Raw genomic sequence first — 15440 nt, 5'->3', positions numbered from 1 at the left:
GACGATAAGGCTCAAGCCCGAGGGCCTGAGCGTTAAACCGTGCAGTACTTTACCGGAGAATCGGGGTTTACGCGGTTTCTACTGTCGGAAAACTTTTAACCAATTCGTCCAGTGCCTTGAGCTGGGCCAGGAAGGGTTCCAGTTTGTCCAGGCGCAAGGCGCAAGGGCCGTCGCATTTGGCGTTGTCCGGGTCCGGGTGCGCTTCGAGGAACAGACCGGCCAGCGACTGGCTCATGCCTGCCTTGGCCAGGTCGGTGACCTGGGCACGACGACCGCCGGCTGAATCGGAGCGACCGCCAGGCATTTGCAGCGCGTGGGTCACGTCGAAGAACACCGGGTACTCGAACTGCTTCATGATGCCGAAGCCAAGCATGTCGACGACCAGGTTGTTGTAGCCGAAGCTCGAACCACGCTCGCAGAGGATCAACTGATCGTTACCGGCTTCTACGCATTTGTTCAGGATGTGTTTCATTTCCTGAGGCGCGAGGAACTGGGCTTTCTTGATGTTGATCACCGCGCCGGTCTTGGCCATCGCGACCACGAGGTCGGTCTGGCGCGACAGGAAGGCCGGCAACTGGATGATGTCGCAGACTTCAGCGACGACCGCGGCCTGATCAGGCTCGTGGACGTCGGTGATGACCGGCACACCAAAGGCTTGCTTGATGTCCTGGAAAATCCGCATGCCCTCTTCCAGGCCGGGGCCACGGTAAGAGGTCACAGAAGAACGGTTCGCCTTGTCGAAACTGGCCTTGAACACGTAAGGGATGCCGAGTTTTTCGGTGACCTTTACGTACTCTTCGCAGACCTGCATCGCCATGTCGCGGCTTTCCAGCACGTTCATGCCACCGAACAGCACCATTGGCTTGTCGTTGGCAATTTCGATGTTGCCTACGCGGATGATCTTCTGTGCCATCTGGTTTACGCCTTCTTCTGGTGTTGGGCCAAAGCGGCTTTGACGAAGCCGCTGAACAACGGATGACCGTCGCGCGGTGTCGAGGTGAATTCAGGGTGGAACTGGCAAGCGACGAACCATGGATGATCCGGTGCTTCGACCACTTCAACCAGCGCGCCATCACCGGAACGACCGGAGATTTTCAGACCGGCCTCGATGATTTGCGGCAGCAGGTTGTTGTTCACTTCGTAGCGATGACGGTGACGCTCGACGATCACGTCCTTGGCATAGCAATCGTGCACCAGGGAACCTGGCTCAAGCAGGCAATCCTGAGCGCCGAGGCGCATGGTGCCACCCAGATCGGAGGTTTCGGTACGGGTTTCGACTGCGCCGGTGGCATCTTCCCACTCGGTGATCAGACCCACCACCGGGTGACCGCTGGTGCGATCGAACTCGGTGGAGTTGGCGTCTTTCCAGCCCATGACGTTACGAGCGAACTCGATAACGGCCACTTGCATGCCCAGGCAGATACCCAGGTATGGAATCTTGTTTTCACGAGCGTATTGAACGGCAGTGATCTTGCCTTCAACGCCACGCAGACCAAAGCCACCTGGTACCAGAATCGCGTCGACGCCTTCCAGCAGCGCGGTGCCCTGGTTTTCGATGTCTTCGGAATCGATGTAGCGCAGGTTGACCTTGGTGCGGTTGCTGATGCCGGCGTGACTCATCGCTTCGATCAGCGACTTGTAGGCGTCCAGCAGTTCCATGTACTTGCCGACCATCGCGATGGTGACTTCGTGCTCCGGGTTCAGCTTGGCATCTACCACCGCTTCCCACTCGGACAGATCGGCGCTGTCGCATTGCAGGCCGAAACGCTCGACAACGAAATCATCCAGGCCCTGGGAGTGCAGAATGCCCGGGATCTTGTAGATGGTGTCGGCGTCTTCCAGCGCGATCACCGCACGTTCTTCAACGTTGGTGAACTGCGCGATCTTGCGACGCGAAGAGATGTCGATCGGGTGATCGGAACGGCATACCAGCACGTCTGGCTGCAGGCCAATGGAACGCAGTTCCTTGACCGAGTGCTGAGTCGGCTTGGTTTTGGTTTCGCCGGCAGTGGCGATGTACGGCACCAGCGTCAGGTGCATCAGCATCGCGCGCTTGGCGCCGACTTCGAAACGCAATTGACGGATCGCTTCGAGGAACGGTTGCGATTCGATGTCACCCACGGTGCCACCGATCTCGACCATGGCCACGTCGGCATCGCCGGCGCCCTTGATGATCCGGCGCTTGATTTCGTCGGTGATGTGCGGGATCACCTGAATGGTTGCGCCCAGGTAATCACCACGGCGCTCTTTGCGCAGGACGTGTTCGTAGACACGGCCAGTGGTGAAGTTGTTGTTCTGGGTCATGGTCGTGCGGATGAACCGCTCGTAGTGGCCCAGGTCCAGGTCGGTCTCGGCGCCGTCGTGGGTGACGAACACTTCACCGTGCTGGAACGGGCTCATGGTGCCCGGGTCAACGTTGATGTACGGGTCCAGCTTCAGCATGGTGACCTTAAGTCCCCGCGCCTCCAGGATGGCCGCCAATGAAGCCGAGGCAATGCCTTTCCCCAATGAAGAAACAACACCGCCCGTGACGAATATGTAGCGCGTCATGAAAAACCCTAGAAGTCTGCGTTAAAGCGGTCCGAGCCGCCGGGGAAAGCGAAGGAAGGCCGAAGCCCCCGATCACCTGCATTAATCACAGTGCACCTTTCAAAAAAACCGCCGCGTTGGGACAGACCGGTAGATGAAACACCGGAAGGTTGCTCGCTACACATTTTTTGGAATCGCCCAGCAAAGACTGCTTGGTAATCGGCAACTCCTGCGATTCAGGCGAATCCACAGAAGTTGTATCAAGAAGGGAGCGTAGTCTACCGGAAAGCCCCTTTCAGCTCAAACCTTGATCTTCGATCTGCGGCTGCCAATGCAAATGCCAGCCACTTTGCTCACCGCCATTTAGCCCCCGCAGGTTCGCCACCGCCAGCAATTGCTGGCCTCTGTAGACCAGCGGCAATCTGCCACGGGCGAAGCCCGGCACACCGCTTTCGTTGAGCAAACGCTTCAGGTCACGGTGGCCGCGATCGGGCAGGTTCATCACCTCGCCTCCCTCACGATAGCGGATCTGCAGCGGGCCAACGGGGATCTGACCGGTGAACGTGAGTACACCGTTATCCGGCAACGCCAGTGATAGCGAGGGATCAGCCCAAGACACCGGGGATGGCGGAGTGCGCAGCCAGCCACCTGACAACCACCAGACACGCCCACCCGCGCGATGCAATTCACCCGCCGCCAGCCGCCAGACCGGACGCGCATCGCCGGTCGCATCGCGCAAATTTTCCCAACCCGACCAATGGTCGCTGTCTGGCAAAGTCGTCAGCGGTTTGAGCCAATGGCTTAGCGCATTGCGTTGCCGCGCATCAGACAGTTTTTCCAGTGGCGCCAGCTCCAGCAACGGCAAGCCCAGCCAATCGAAATCGCTGACCGTGGTGGCACGGGCCAGATCGATTTGCGCCAATTCATCGAGCAGTTCTTGCGCTTCGCTCAGATGCGCAGCGCTGCGCGCCATGGTCGCCACCGCTTGCGGCCAGCGCGCAGTCAACACCGGGAACACCTGATGACGCAGATAATTGCGCGAGAACTGGCGGTCCTGGTTCGACGGATCCTCGATCCAGCCCAACTGATATTCAGTCGCGTAGGCCTCAAGCTCGGCACGCGTTACGTCGAGCAACGGCCGCAACAGATGCCCCCGACCCAAAGGACGCTCGCTCGGCATTCCTGACAACCCTCTCACCCCTGCCCCACGCATCAGCCGAAACAACAGGGTTTCCGCCTGATCGTCGCGGTGTTGGCCCGTGAGCAGCACGTCACCGACGTGAGTCGCCGCGATGAAGGCGCCATAACGCGCATCCCGCGCCGCACGCTCAAGGCTGGCGCCGGGTTCAACCTGAACGCGCACGACTTCTAGCGGCACTCCCAACGCATCACAGACCGACTGACAATGTTCCGGCCACGCATCAGCCGCAGTCTGAAGGCCGTGGTGGACATGGATGGCGGTCAGCGTCGGCAGGGATTGGATTTTTGCGAGATGGGCGAGTAGGTGCAGCAGGACGGTGGAGTCGAGACCACCGGAGAAGGCGATGCGCCAGGTTGTCGCGTTGCGCCACGGTGCAAGATTCAGCAGGAGTCTGGCAGGCAAATCAATCGTGGGCTGACTCATATCGATCACTTCGCACAAATCAAATGTGGGAGCGGGCTTGCTCGCGAAGGCGGCGGAACAGCCAACAAATTCGTTGAATGTTACATCGCTTTCGCGGGCAAGCCCGCTCCCACAGTTTTTTCTATTGTCAGCCGAATCTGCGTCAGATCAGAGACCGTAGCTCATCAGACGCTCGTAACGACGGGCCAACAGCGCCTTGTTATCGAACTTCTTCAACATCGCCAGTTGCGAGCTCAGCTCGGCGCGGATCGAGGCAGCCGCAGCGGCCGGATCACGATGAGCGCCGCCCAATGGCTCGCCGATCACTTTATCGACAATACCCAGGCCCTTCAGACGCTCGGCAGTAATGCCCATGGCTTCAGCAGCATCCGGAGCCTTCTCGGAAGTTTTCCACAGAATCGAAGCGCAACCTTCCGGCGAAATCACCGCGTAGGTCGAGTACTGCAGCATGTTCAGCTGATCGCAGACGCCGATCGCCAATGCACCACCGGAACCACCTTCACCGATCACGGTGGCAATGATTGGGGTTTTCAGACGAGCCATGACGCGCAGGTTCCAGGCAATTGCTTCGCTCTGGTTGCGCTCTTCGGCGTCGATGCCTGGGTAAGCACCCGGGGTGTCGATGAAGGTCAGGATCGGCATTTTGAAACGCTCGGCCATTTCCATCAGACGGCACGCCTTGCGATAGCCTTCAGGACGGGGCATACCGAAGTTGCGGCGAACCTTCTCGCGCACTTCGCGGCCTTTCTGGTGACCGATGATCATCACCGGCTGGTCGTCCAGACGGGCAATGCCGCCAACGATCGCAGCGTCGTCGGAGAAGTGACGGTCGCCGTGCAGTTCGTCGAACTCGGTGAAGATGTGTTCGATGTAGTCCAGGGTATACGGACGTTTCGGGTGACGCGCCAGACGTGCGATCTGCCAGCTGGTCAGCTTGCCGAAGATGTCTTCGGTCAGCGTGCTGCTCTTGTCCTGCAGGCGGGAGATCTCATCGCCGATATTCAGCGAATTGTCATTACCGACCAAGCGCAACTCTTCGATCTTGGCTTGCAGGTCGGCGATCGGCTGTTCGAAATCTAGAAAATTCGGGTTCATAGGCGTCCGTCTTGGGTCGACCTTCCAAGAGAGCTTGGGCCGGCCGGTTGTCTATTCGCGCCCTACCTTAAGGGACAGGCGCGTTCAGGTCGAGATTAAAAATTTGGGTCAGGATCAGGCGCGTTCCAATGGTAAGGAATGGCACCTGACCGTCAACGGTATTGGAGGAAGACGTTGTCTCGCCCGAACTGGTCACGCAGGGCTTGAATCAAGGCATCCGCCGGATCGATCCGCCAGGTCTCGCCGAACTGCAACAAGGCCTTCGCATCGGGACTGGTGTACTCCATGGTGATCGGGCACGCGCCGCGGTGGCGCTTGAACAGCTCACCCAGCCAGCGTAGCTGATCGCCCTTCAAATCCTTGGTGTGCAATTTCAGGCGCAGGCTTTCGGCCAGGTTGGTGCGCGCATCTTCCATGCTCATCACGCGCTTGACCCGCAGCCGCAGGCCGCCAGAGAAGTCGTCATTGCTGACTTCGCCTTCGACCACCACCATCGCGTCGGTCTGCAACAGCGACTGCGCGGAGTGGAAGGCGTCGGCGAACAGCGAGGCTTCGATCCGGCCGGAGCGATCGTCGAGGGTGATGAAACCCATCTTGTCGCCCTTTTTGTTCTTCATCACTCTCAGGGCGATGATCATGCCCGCGACCGTCTGCGTATCGCGAGCCGGCTTCAGGTCGATGATGCGCTGACGGGCGAAGCGACGAATCTCGCCTTCATACTCGTCAATCGGGTGACCGGTCAGGTACAGGCCCAGGGTATCTTTCTCCCCTTTCAGGCGTTCCTTGAGGGTCAGTTCCTTGGCCTTGCGATGATTGGCGTAGACGTCGGCGTCTTCCTCGACAAACAGCCCGCCAAACAGGTCGGCGTGACCACTGTCGTGGGTGCGCGCGGTTTGTTCGGCAGCCTTGATCGCCCCTTCCATCGCGTTCAACAAGACCGCGCGGTTCTGGTCGATGCTGGCTTGATAGGCTTTGGGTTCGTCATGAAAATACGGGCCCAGACGATCCAGCGCGCCGCTGCGGATCAAACCGTCCAGGGTGCGCTTGTTGATCCGCTTGAGATCGACACGGGCGCAGAAATCGAACAGATCCTTGAACGGCCCGTCCTGACGCGCCTCGGTGATTGCTTCCACCGGCCCTTCGCCCACACCCTTGATTGCACCGAGGCCATAAATAATGCGGCCTTCGTCATTCACCGTGAACTTGAACTCCGAAGTATTCACATCCGGCGCGTCGAGACGCAGCTTCATGGTGCGAATTTCTTCGATCAAGGTCACGACCTTGTCGGTGTTGTGCATATCCGCCGACAGCACCGCGGCCATGAACGGCGCCGGGTAGTGGGCTTTCAGCCAGGCGGTCTGGTACGACACCAGGCCATACGCGGCGGAGTGGGATTTGTTGAAGCCGTAACCGGCGAACTTTTCTACCAGGTCGAAGATGTTACCGGCCAGGTCGGCATCGATATTGTTGGTGGCGCAACCCTCAATGAAACCGCCGCGTTGCTTGGCCATTTCTTCGGGTTTTTTCTTACCCATGGCTCGACGCAGCATGTCCGCACCGCCAAGGGTGTAACCGGCCATGACCTGGGCAATCTGCATCACCTGTTCCTGATACAGGATGATGCCGTAAGTCGGCGCCAGGACGGGCTTGAGGCCTTCGTACTGGTAATCCGAGTGCGGGTACGCGAGTTCCGCGCGACCGTGCTTACGGTTGATGAAGTCGTCCACCATGCCCGATTGCAACGGGCCCGGACGGAACAGGGCCACCAGTGCGATCAAGTCTTCCAGGCAGTCGGGCTTGAGCTTTTTGATCAGCTCTTTCATGCCGCGCGACTCGAGCTGGAACACCGCGGTGGTTTCAGCTTTTTGCAACAGCGTGTAGGTCGGTTTGTCGTCCAGCGGGATAAAGGCGATATCCAGCGGCGGCTCGTTGACCTTGGCGCGATCGCGGTTGATGGTTTTCAGCGCCCAGTCGATGACCGTTAGCGTCCGCAGCCCCAGGAAGTCGAACTTCACCAGACCGGCCGCCTCAACGTCATCCTTGTCGAACTGGGTTACCAGGCCATCGCCCGCTTCGTCGCAATAAATCGGCGAGAAGTCGGTCAGCTTGGTCGGCGCGATTACCACACCACCGGCGTGTTTGCCGACGTTACGCACAACACCTTCAAGCTTGCGCGCCATTTCCCAGATTTCCGCTGCCTCTTCATCGACCTTGATGAAGTCGCGCAGGATTTCTTCCTGCTCGTAAGCCTTTTCCAGGGTCATGCCGACTTCGAACGGAATCATCTTCGACAGACGATCCGCCAAACCGTAGGACTTGCCCTGCACCCGCGCCACGTCACGGACCACGGCTTTCGCCGCCATGGAACCGAAGGTGATGATCTGGCTAACCGCGTTACGGCCGTATTTTTCGGCCACGTAATCGATCACGCGGTCACGGCCGTCCATGCAGAAGTCGACGTCGAAGTCGGGCATGGAAACCCGTTCCGGGTTAAGGAAACGTTCAAACAGCAGGTCATATTCCAGCGGGTCGAGGTCGGTGATCTTCTGCACATAGGCCACCAGCGACCCGGCGCCCGACCCACGACCAGGACCGACCGGCACGCCGTTGCTCTTGGCCCACTGGATAAAGTCCATCACGATCAGGAAGTAACCGGGGAAGCCCATCTGGATGATGATATCCAGCTCGAAATTCAACCGGTCGACATAAACCTGACGCTTGGCTTCGTAGTCTTCAGTGGTGTCCTTGGGCAGCAGAACGGTGAGGCGCTCTTCCAGACCGTCGAAGGAAACCTTGCGGAAGTACTCGTCGATGGTCATGCCATCGGGAATCGGGAAGTTGGGCAGGAAGTGCTTGCCCAGCTTCACGTCGATGTTGCAGCGCTTGGCGATCTCGACGGTGTTTTCCAGCGCCTCGGGCAAGTCGCTGAACAGCTCGGCCATTTCCTCGGCGCTTTTGAGGTATTGCTGATCACTGTAATTCTTCGAACGCCGCGGATCGTCGAGGGCGCGGCCCTCACCGATGCACACGCGGGTTTCGTGGGCTTCGAAGTCTTCCTGCTTGATGAAGCGCACGTCGTTGGTCGCCACCAGCGGCGCACCGATCTTCGCCGCCAGCGCCACGGCGCCGTGCAGTTGTTCTTCGTCATTGGGGCGGCTGGTGCGCTGGACTTCCAGATAGAAGCGATCCGGGAACACCGCCATCCACTCGCGAGCCAGGGTTTCGGCTTCGTCCGGGTTGCCGCTGAGCATGGCCAGACCGATCTCGCCCTCTTTCGCCGCCGACAGCATGATCAAGCCTTCGCTGGCTTCAGCCACCCACTCGCGCTCGATGATCACCGAGCCATTGCGCTGGCCGTCGATGAAGCCACGGGAGATCAGCTCGGTGAGGTTGCGATAACCCACCGCATTCATCGCCAACAGGCTGATCCGGCTCAAGGAGTTGTCCGGATCCTTGTTCGACAGCCACAGGTCGGCGCCGCAGATCGGCTTGATCCCGGCACCCATGGCAGCTTTATAGAATTTGACCAGGGAACACATGTTGTTCTGGTCAGTGACCGCCACGGCAGGCATGTTCATGCCGACCAGGGTCTTGACCAGCGGTTTGATCCGCACCAGACCGTCGACCAGGGAATATTCAGTGTGCAGGCGTAGATGAACGAATGAAGCCGGCATAGTGATCCTGTCTAGAAACTAGAAACGTGAAGACAACAAGGCCCGGATTGTACCGGGCCTTGAGTAAAACATCAGCCTGCGACTAACTCCCGATCAGGTTTTCCCGCGCTTCATACGCCAAGCGCACCGGGGCGAACGAGCGACGATGGATTGGGGTAGGCCCCAAGCGGGCCAGCGCTTCCAGATGAACGGGTGTCGGGTAGCCTTTATGGCCTCCGATCCCGTAACCCGGATAAATCAGTTCGAATGCCGCCATTTCTCGATCACGGCTGACTTTGGCCAGAATCGATGCCGCGGCAATGGCCGGCACCTTGCCGTCGCCCTGAATCACCGCTTCGGCGCGCATCGAGAGCTTCGGGCAACGGTTGCCGTCGATCATCGCCAGTTTCGGCTGAATGTGCAGCCCTTCGACGGCACGCTGCATGGCCAGCATGGTGGCGTGAAGAATGTTCAGTTCGTCGATTTCTTCTACTTCAGCGCGAGCGACATACCAGCTCAGGGCCTTTTCGCAGATTTCGTCGTAAAGCGCATCACGGCGAGCTTCGGTAAGCTTCTTCGAGTCGTTGAGGCCCAGGATGGGGCGGCTCGGATCGAGGATCACTGCCGCCGTCACCACGGCGCCACACAGCGGGCCGCGACCGACTTCATCGACACCCGCCACCAGATCTTCAAGCTCATCGACTAGCATAAAATCCAGGCCCAGCTGCTTGCTTGCTTTGCTCATTATGCTCTGCCAATCAGGTTCAGTACCGCGTCCGCTGCCTGATTGGAGGCGTCCAAGCGCAGGGTTCGGTGGATTTCGTCAAAACCTCGGGTCTGCTCCTGGCCACCTTCGATCAGTGGCGACAGGGTCTGGGCCAAGGCCTCAACCGTCGCATCGTCCTGCAACAACTCCGGCACCAGCAGGCGCTGGGCCAGCAGATTCGGCAACGAGACGTAGGGACTCTTCACCATCCGTTTGAGAATCCAGAACGTCAGCGGTGCCAAGCGATAAGCGACCACCATCGGCCGCTTGTACAACAAGGCTTCCAGCGTAGCGGTGCCCGAAGCGATCAACACGGCATCGCAAGCAGCCAAGGCCAGATGGGACTTGCCGTCGAGCAAGGTCAGCGGCAGATCGCGACCGGCCAGCAGCTCTTCAAGCTGGGCCCGACGCTGCGGGCTCGCGCACGGCATGACGAACCGTACGCCCGGGCGCATGGCACGCACGCGCTGGGCGGTGTCGAGGAACAGCGCACCAAGGCGCCCGACCTCACCACCCCGGCTACCCGGCATCAGGGCGACCAGCGGCCCATCCGGCAAGCCAAGTTCGGCCCGCGCTGCGGCGCGATCAGCCTCAAGCGGAATCGCATCGGCCAGGGAATGGCCGACAAACCGCACCGGCACGCCCTTCTCTTCATAAAATTTAGCTTCGAACGGGAACAGCGTCAGCATCAGGTCGCAACCTTCGCGAATCTTCAGCACCCGCTTCTGTCGCCAGGCCCAGACCGACGGGCTGACGTAATGCACGGTCTTGATCCCGGCCTGACGCAGCTTGAGTTCGATATTGAGGTTGAAGTCCGGGGCATCGATACCGATGAACACGTCCGGCTTCTCGGCGATCAGGTCTGCGACCAGTTTCTTGCGACGTGCCAACAGCTCGCGCAAACGGCCCAGCACTTCCACCAGCCCCATGACAGAAAGGCGTTCCATCGGGAAATACGACGTCAAGCCTTCGGCCTGCATCAGCGGACCGCCGACACCGATGAACTCGACCGCCGGATGCTGAACCTTGAGTGCGCGCATGAGGCCCGCACCCAGAATGTCACCGGAAGCCTCTCCCGCCACCAGCGCAATACGCAAATTGGCCATGGTTAACGGGTGATGCCGCGGGTCGAAGACTGGATGGAGTCACGGAACACCGCGACTTCCGGGAACTGCAGCGAGGGTTCGGCCAGCTCGACAAGCGCCTGCTCGACCGTCAGGCCCTGGCGGTAAACCACCTTGTAGGCACGACGCAGCGCGTGGATCGCATCTTCGCTGAAACCGCGACGGCGCAGGCCTTCGAAGTTCATGCTGCGGGCTTCGGCCGGGTTGCCGAATACCGTCACATAGGCTGGAACGTCCTTGCCAATGGCAGTGCCCATGCCGGAAAAGCTGTGGGCGCCAATGTGGCAATACTGGTGAACCAGGGTAAAACCGGACAGGATCGCCCAGTCTTCAACGTGTACATGGCCCGCCAACGCGGTGTTGTTGACCAGGATGCAGTGGTTGCCGATAACGCTGTCGTGACCGATGTGGGCATAGGCCATGATCAGGTTGTGATCGCCCAGGGTCGTTTCCGAACGGTCCTGAATGGTCCCGCGGTGAATCGTCACGCCTTCACGGATAACGTTGTGGTCACCGATGACCAGACGGGTTTCTTCGCCCTTGTATTTCAGATCGGGCGTGTCCTCGCCTACCGAAGAAAACTGGTAGATGCGGTTGTGCTTACCGATTCGGGTCGGGCCCTTGAGAATCACATGCGGCCCGATCACTGTCCCCTCGCCGATTTCCACACCTGCGCCGACGATCGACCAAGGGCCGACTTCGACGTCGTCGGCCAGAATGGCCGTCGGATCGATGATTGCGCGAGGGTCAATCAAACTCATAGTTTGCGTTCCGCGCAGATGATTTCAGCGGAGCAGACTGGCTTGCCATCGACCGAAGCCTGGCATTCGAACTTCCAGATCTGACGCTTGCAGCTCAGGAACTTGGCTTCCAGGATCAACTGATCGCCCGGCAGCACAGGCTGACGGAAGCGCAGTTTGTCAGAGCCTACGAAGTAATAAAGCGTGCCGTCGGCAGGCTTCACGTCGAGCATTTTGAAACCAAGGATCCCGGCAGCCTGAGCCATCGCTTCGATGATCAATACGCCCGGCATGATTGGATGCGCAGGGAAGTGACCATTGAAGAACGGTTCGTTGATGCTGACATTCTTGTAGGCGCGAATGCGCTTGCCTTCCACATCCAGATCCACGACCCGGTCCACCAGCAGGAACGGGTAACGGTGAGGCAGGTATTCGCGAATCTCGTTGATGTCCATCATTTCGGGGGGGAAGCCTATGTAAAGATTGGGAGCGCGCGACTGACGCGCACTCCTCTAGCAAATCAAGGAGGCAGTCTAGCGGCTGTGCACACTTGATATGGAAATGGTATCAGCCATCTGATGAAGCATTACCGTCAGGGGTCACGTCCCCTACACGCTTTTCCAGCTGTCGCAGTCGTCGCGCGATGTCATCGAGCTGACGGATACGTGCCGCGCTTTTGCGCCATTCGGCTGCCGGTTGCATCGCCGTACCGGAAGAATAGGAACCCGGCTCGGTAATCGAGTGGGTCACCATGGTCATCCCGGTCAGGAAAACGTTGTCGCAAATCTCGATATGTCCCACCAGCCCTACGCCACCGGCGAGCATGCAATGCTTGCCGATTTTGGTGCTGCCGGAGATCCCCACACAGGCGGCCATGGCGGTGTGATCACCGACCTGGACGTTGTGAGCGATCTGAATCTGGTTGTCGAGCTTCACACCATTGCCGATAACGGTATCGGCCAGTGCGCCGCGATCGATAGCAGTATTTACGCCTATTTCCACGTCATCGCCGATCGAGACACCGCCGATCTGGGCGATTTTCTGCCAGACACCTTTCTCGTTGGCAAAACCGAAGCCTTCACCGCCGAGCACGGCACCGGATTGAATCACCACCCGTTTACCGATGCGCACATCGTGATACAGCGTGACGCGCGGGGCCAACCAGCCGCCTTCGCCGATTTCGCAGCGCACACCGATGAAGCAATGAGCTCCAACGGTCACACCTGCGCCAATACGCGCTGCACTTTCGATGACCGCAAAGGCACCGATGCTCGCCGCTGGATCGACCACTGCGTCCGCTGCCACCACCGCTGTCGGATGAATACCGGCAGGCGCCTTGGGTTTGGGATCGAACAAGTGGGAAACGCGCGCGTAGGCCAGATACGGATCCGGCACCACCAGTGCATCACCGGCAAAACCTTCTGCGTCAGCGGCCTTCAGCAATACGGCTGCGGCCCGACTGTCAGCCAGGTATTTACGGTATTGAGGATTTGCCAGAAAGCTCAACTGAGCTGGGCCAGCCTCTTGCAAAGTGGCTAGCCCAGTAATTGCTTTCTTCGGGTCGCCACGCAAGGTGGCGCCGAGGAACTCGGCCAACTGGCCGAGCTTTATAGTCGCTGTCATGGGTTACTTCAGCTGATTCATGCGCTCGATAACCTGGCGAGTGATGTCGTACTGAGGCTTGACATCAATCACTGCGCCACGCTCGAAGACCAGGTCAAAGGCACCTTTCTTGATGACTTCTTCCACAGCGCTGTCCAGTTTCGGCTTGAGCTGCTTCAGCATTTCACGGTCGGCAACGGCTTTGGCTTCGTTCAATTCCTTGGACTGGAACTGGAAATCACGGGCCTTTTGCTTGAACTCGAGTTCCAGACGTTCGCGCTCGCCTTGCTGCATCTTGTCGCCACCGGCCATCAGACGGTCCTGAATACCCTTGGCGCTGCTTTCCAGGCTCTTGAGCTTGGTCAGTTGCGGGCCAAACTTCTTCTCGGCATCCACGGCGTATTTTTTCGCCGCGTCAGATTCCAGCAGTGCCATCTGATAATTCAGAACGGCGATTTTCATATCGGCAAAAGCCGGTCCTGCAACCAGTACGGTCGCCAGGAGAACCAATTGAGTCAACTTACGCACGATGCACTCCTACAAAATCCATTGTCGTTATCTTGGGTCAGATGCTTAGAACGTCTGGCCGAGGGAGAATTGGAACACTTGAGTTTCAGCGTCATCCGGTTTCTTGACCGGCATCGCCAGTGCGAAGCTCAAAGGACCGAGCGCGGTAACCCATGTCACGCCGATACCAACGGAACTGGCCATGTTGCTAAGGCTAATGTCGTTGCACTGCGTATTGGACTTCGAACCGTCAGCGTTCCTGGTCTCTTTGCACGTCGAGTCGAACACGTTACCCACGTCCCAGAATACCGAAGTACGCAGGGAACGCTGATCCTTGACGAACGGCAGAGGGAACAGAACCTCAACACCGCCCTGGATCAGGACATTACCACCGAATGGCAGTGGATCCTGGTCAGGATCTCGAGACGTACCCGGGTTAGTGCCCTGGCTTGGCGTACTGCGAGGACCAAGGGTACTGTCCTTGAAGCCACGAACCGAGTTGAAACCACCAGCATAGTAGTTTTCATAGAACGGCAGGCCGTCGGTCGAACCGTAACCATCGCCGTAACCCAGTTCAGTGTGCAGGCGCATGGTGTAGTTTTCAGTCAATGGCTGGAACAACTGGCCACGGTAATCAAGTTTGAAGAACGACAAGTCGCTGCCAGGGGTGGTGGCTTCCAGAGTCAGGCTCTGGGAACGACCACGGGTCGCCAATACACCTTTGTTCAGCGTGGACTCGGACCAACCGGCCGAGGCCTTGAAGTTCAGGTAATTGTCGCCTTCCTGATTAACGAAGTCGAAAATCTCATCAACCGTGTATCGGCCAGTCTTGATCTTGTCCTGTTGCGCGGTCAGGCCGAAGGTCAGGCGCGAAGTCTCACTGATCGGGTAGCCGACGCTCACGCCCGCACCCAGGCTGTCTACGGCATAGCTGGCCACGTCGACGTCGAGGTCGTCGTAGTCAGTAGTGCGGTAGAAAGCGTTGTAACCCAGGCTCACACCGTCAGCAGTCCAGTACGGGTCGACATAACCGAAGTTATAGCGGCTCTGGTATTCACTGCGGGTCAAACCGACGCTGACCTTGTTACCGGTACCCAGGAAGTTGTTCTGGGTGATCGAACCACCAAGGATCAGACCGGCACTCTGGGCGAAACCGACGCTGGCGGTAATCGAGCCGGACGCCTGCTCTTCAACGCTGTAGTTCACATCAACCTGGTCATCGACACCGGGCACGGCCGGCGTCTCGACGTTGACTTCCTTGAAGAAGCCCAGACGTTCCAGACGTGTCTTGGATTGATCGATCAGGTAAGTCGAAGCCCAACCGCCTTCCATCTGACGCATTTCACGGCGCAGCACTTCGTCTTCGGACTTGGTGTTGCCACGGAAGTTGATACGGTTCACATAAGCACGCTTGCCCGGATCGACAGCGAACGTGATATCGACCGTGTGATCGTCATCGTGAGGCTGAGGCACGCCGTTGACGTTAGCGAAGGTGTAACCCTCGTTACCCAAGCGACGGGTGATCAGTTCGGACGTGGTGGTCATCAGCTTGCGCGAGAACACCTGGCCTTTCTCAACCAGCAGCAGGGACTTGATCTGGTCTTCAGGGACTTTCAGGTCACCGCTGAGCTTGACGTCACGAACGGTGTACTTCTCGCCTTCGTTGACGTTGACGGTGATGTAGACGTGTTTCTTGTCCGGGGTGATGGACACCTGGGTCGAAGCGATATCCATATTGATATAGCCGCGATCCAGATAGTAGGAGCGCAGACGCTCCAGGTCACCGGAGAGTTTTTCACG

General features: G+C 58.7%; 12 protein-coding genes. All 12 read right to left on the bottom strand.

The window, feature by feature from the left end; all coding sequences use genetic code 11:
* Positions 1-67: 67 nt before the first annotated feature.
* Entirely contained in the window at positions 68-913 is an 846-nt protein-coding gene (kdsA, locus tag PMI36_RS12725; protein ID WP_008072675.1) for a 3-deoxy-8-phosphooctulonate synthase, read from the bottom strand.
* Positions 914-918: 5 nt separating this feature from the next.
* Positions 919-2550 (bottom strand): CTP synthase, encoded by a 1632-nt coding sequence (locus PMI36_RS12730; RefSeq protein WP_008072674.1) that lies wholly within the window; start codon positions 2548-2550, stop codon positions 919-921.
* A gap of 274 nt (positions 2551-2824) precedes the next feature.
* The gene (gene tilS / locus PMI36_RS12735) at positions 2825-4153 is read right to left on the bottom strand and encodes a tRNA lysidine(34) synthetase TilS (RefSeq protein ID WP_008072673.1); all 1329 of its coding nucleotides are present in this window, start codon (positions 4151-4153) and stop codon (positions 2825-2827) included.
* A 147-nt stretch (positions 4154-4300) separates the two neighbouring features.
* Positions 4301-5248 (bottom strand): acetyl-CoA carboxylase carboxyltransferase subunit alpha, encoded by a 948-nt coding sequence (locus tag PMI36_RS12740; protein ID WP_008010221.1) that lies wholly within the window; start codon positions 5246-5248, stop codon positions 4301-4303.
* A gap of 152 nt (positions 5249-5400) precedes the next feature.
* Positions 5401-8922: a DNA polymerase III subunit alpha gene (gene dnaE / locus PMI36_RS12745; protein WP_008072672.1), complete on the bottom strand. Its 3522-nt coding sequence runs from the start codon at positions 8920-8922 to the stop codon at positions 5401-5403.
* Positions 8923-9004: 82 nt separating this feature from the next.
* On the bottom strand, positions 9005-9646 hold the full coding sequence (rnhB, locus tag PMI36_RS12750; protein WP_008072671.1) for a ribonuclease HII: 642 nt from the start codon (positions 9644-9646) through the stop codon (positions 9005-9007).
* Positions 9646-10773: a lipid-A-disaccharide synthase gene (gene lpxB, locus PMI36_RS12755; protein ID WP_008072670.1), complete on the bottom strand. Its 1128-nt coding sequence runs from the start codon at positions 10771-10773 to the stop codon at positions 9646-9648. Before lpxB ends, rnhB begins: the two co-directional genes overlap by 1 nt.
* 2 nt (positions 10774-10775) lie before the next feature.
* Positions 10776-11552, bottom strand: coding sequence for an acyl-ACP--UDP-N-acetylglucosamine O-acyltransferase (gene lpxA, locus PMI36_RS12760; protein WP_008072669.1), 777 nt, complete (start codon positions 11550-11552; stop codon positions 10776-10778).
* Positions 11549-11989: a 3-hydroxyacyl-ACP dehydratase FabZ gene (fabZ, locus tag PMI36_RS12765; RefSeq protein ID WP_007907157.1), complete on the bottom strand. Its 441-nt coding sequence runs from the start codon at positions 11987-11989 to the stop codon at positions 11549-11551. The genes lpxA and fabZ overlap by 4 nt, the downstream gene beginning before the upstream one ends.
* A gap of 109 nt (positions 11990-12098) precedes the next feature.
* On the bottom strand, positions 12099-13154 hold the full coding sequence (gene lpxD / locus PMI36_RS12770) for a UDP-3-O-(3-hydroxymyristoyl)glucosamine N-acyltransferase (RefSeq protein ID WP_008072668.1): 1056 nt from the start codon (positions 13152-13154) through the stop codon (positions 12099-12101).
* A gap of 3 nt (positions 13155-13157) precedes the next feature.
* Positions 13158-13661 (bottom strand): OmpH family outer membrane protein, encoded by a 504-nt coding sequence (locus PMI36_RS12775; protein WP_007907155.1) that lies wholly within the window; start codon positions 13659-13661, stop codon positions 13158-13160.
* A gap of 45 nt (positions 13662-13706) precedes the next feature.
* On the bottom strand, positions 13707-15440 hold a 1734-nt coding region (gene bamA, locus PMI36_RS12780), incomplete at its 5' end, for an outer membrane protein assembly factor BamA (protein ID WP_008072667.1).

The organism is Pseudomonas sp. GM79, assembly GCF_000282495.1.
Lineage (GTDB): Bacteria > Pseudomonadota > Gammaproteobacteria > Pseudomonadales > Pseudomonadaceae > Aquipseudomonas.
The sequence above is the reverse complement of the archived record's forward strand: the minus strand, read 5'-3'. Positions and strand labels throughout refer to the sequence as shown.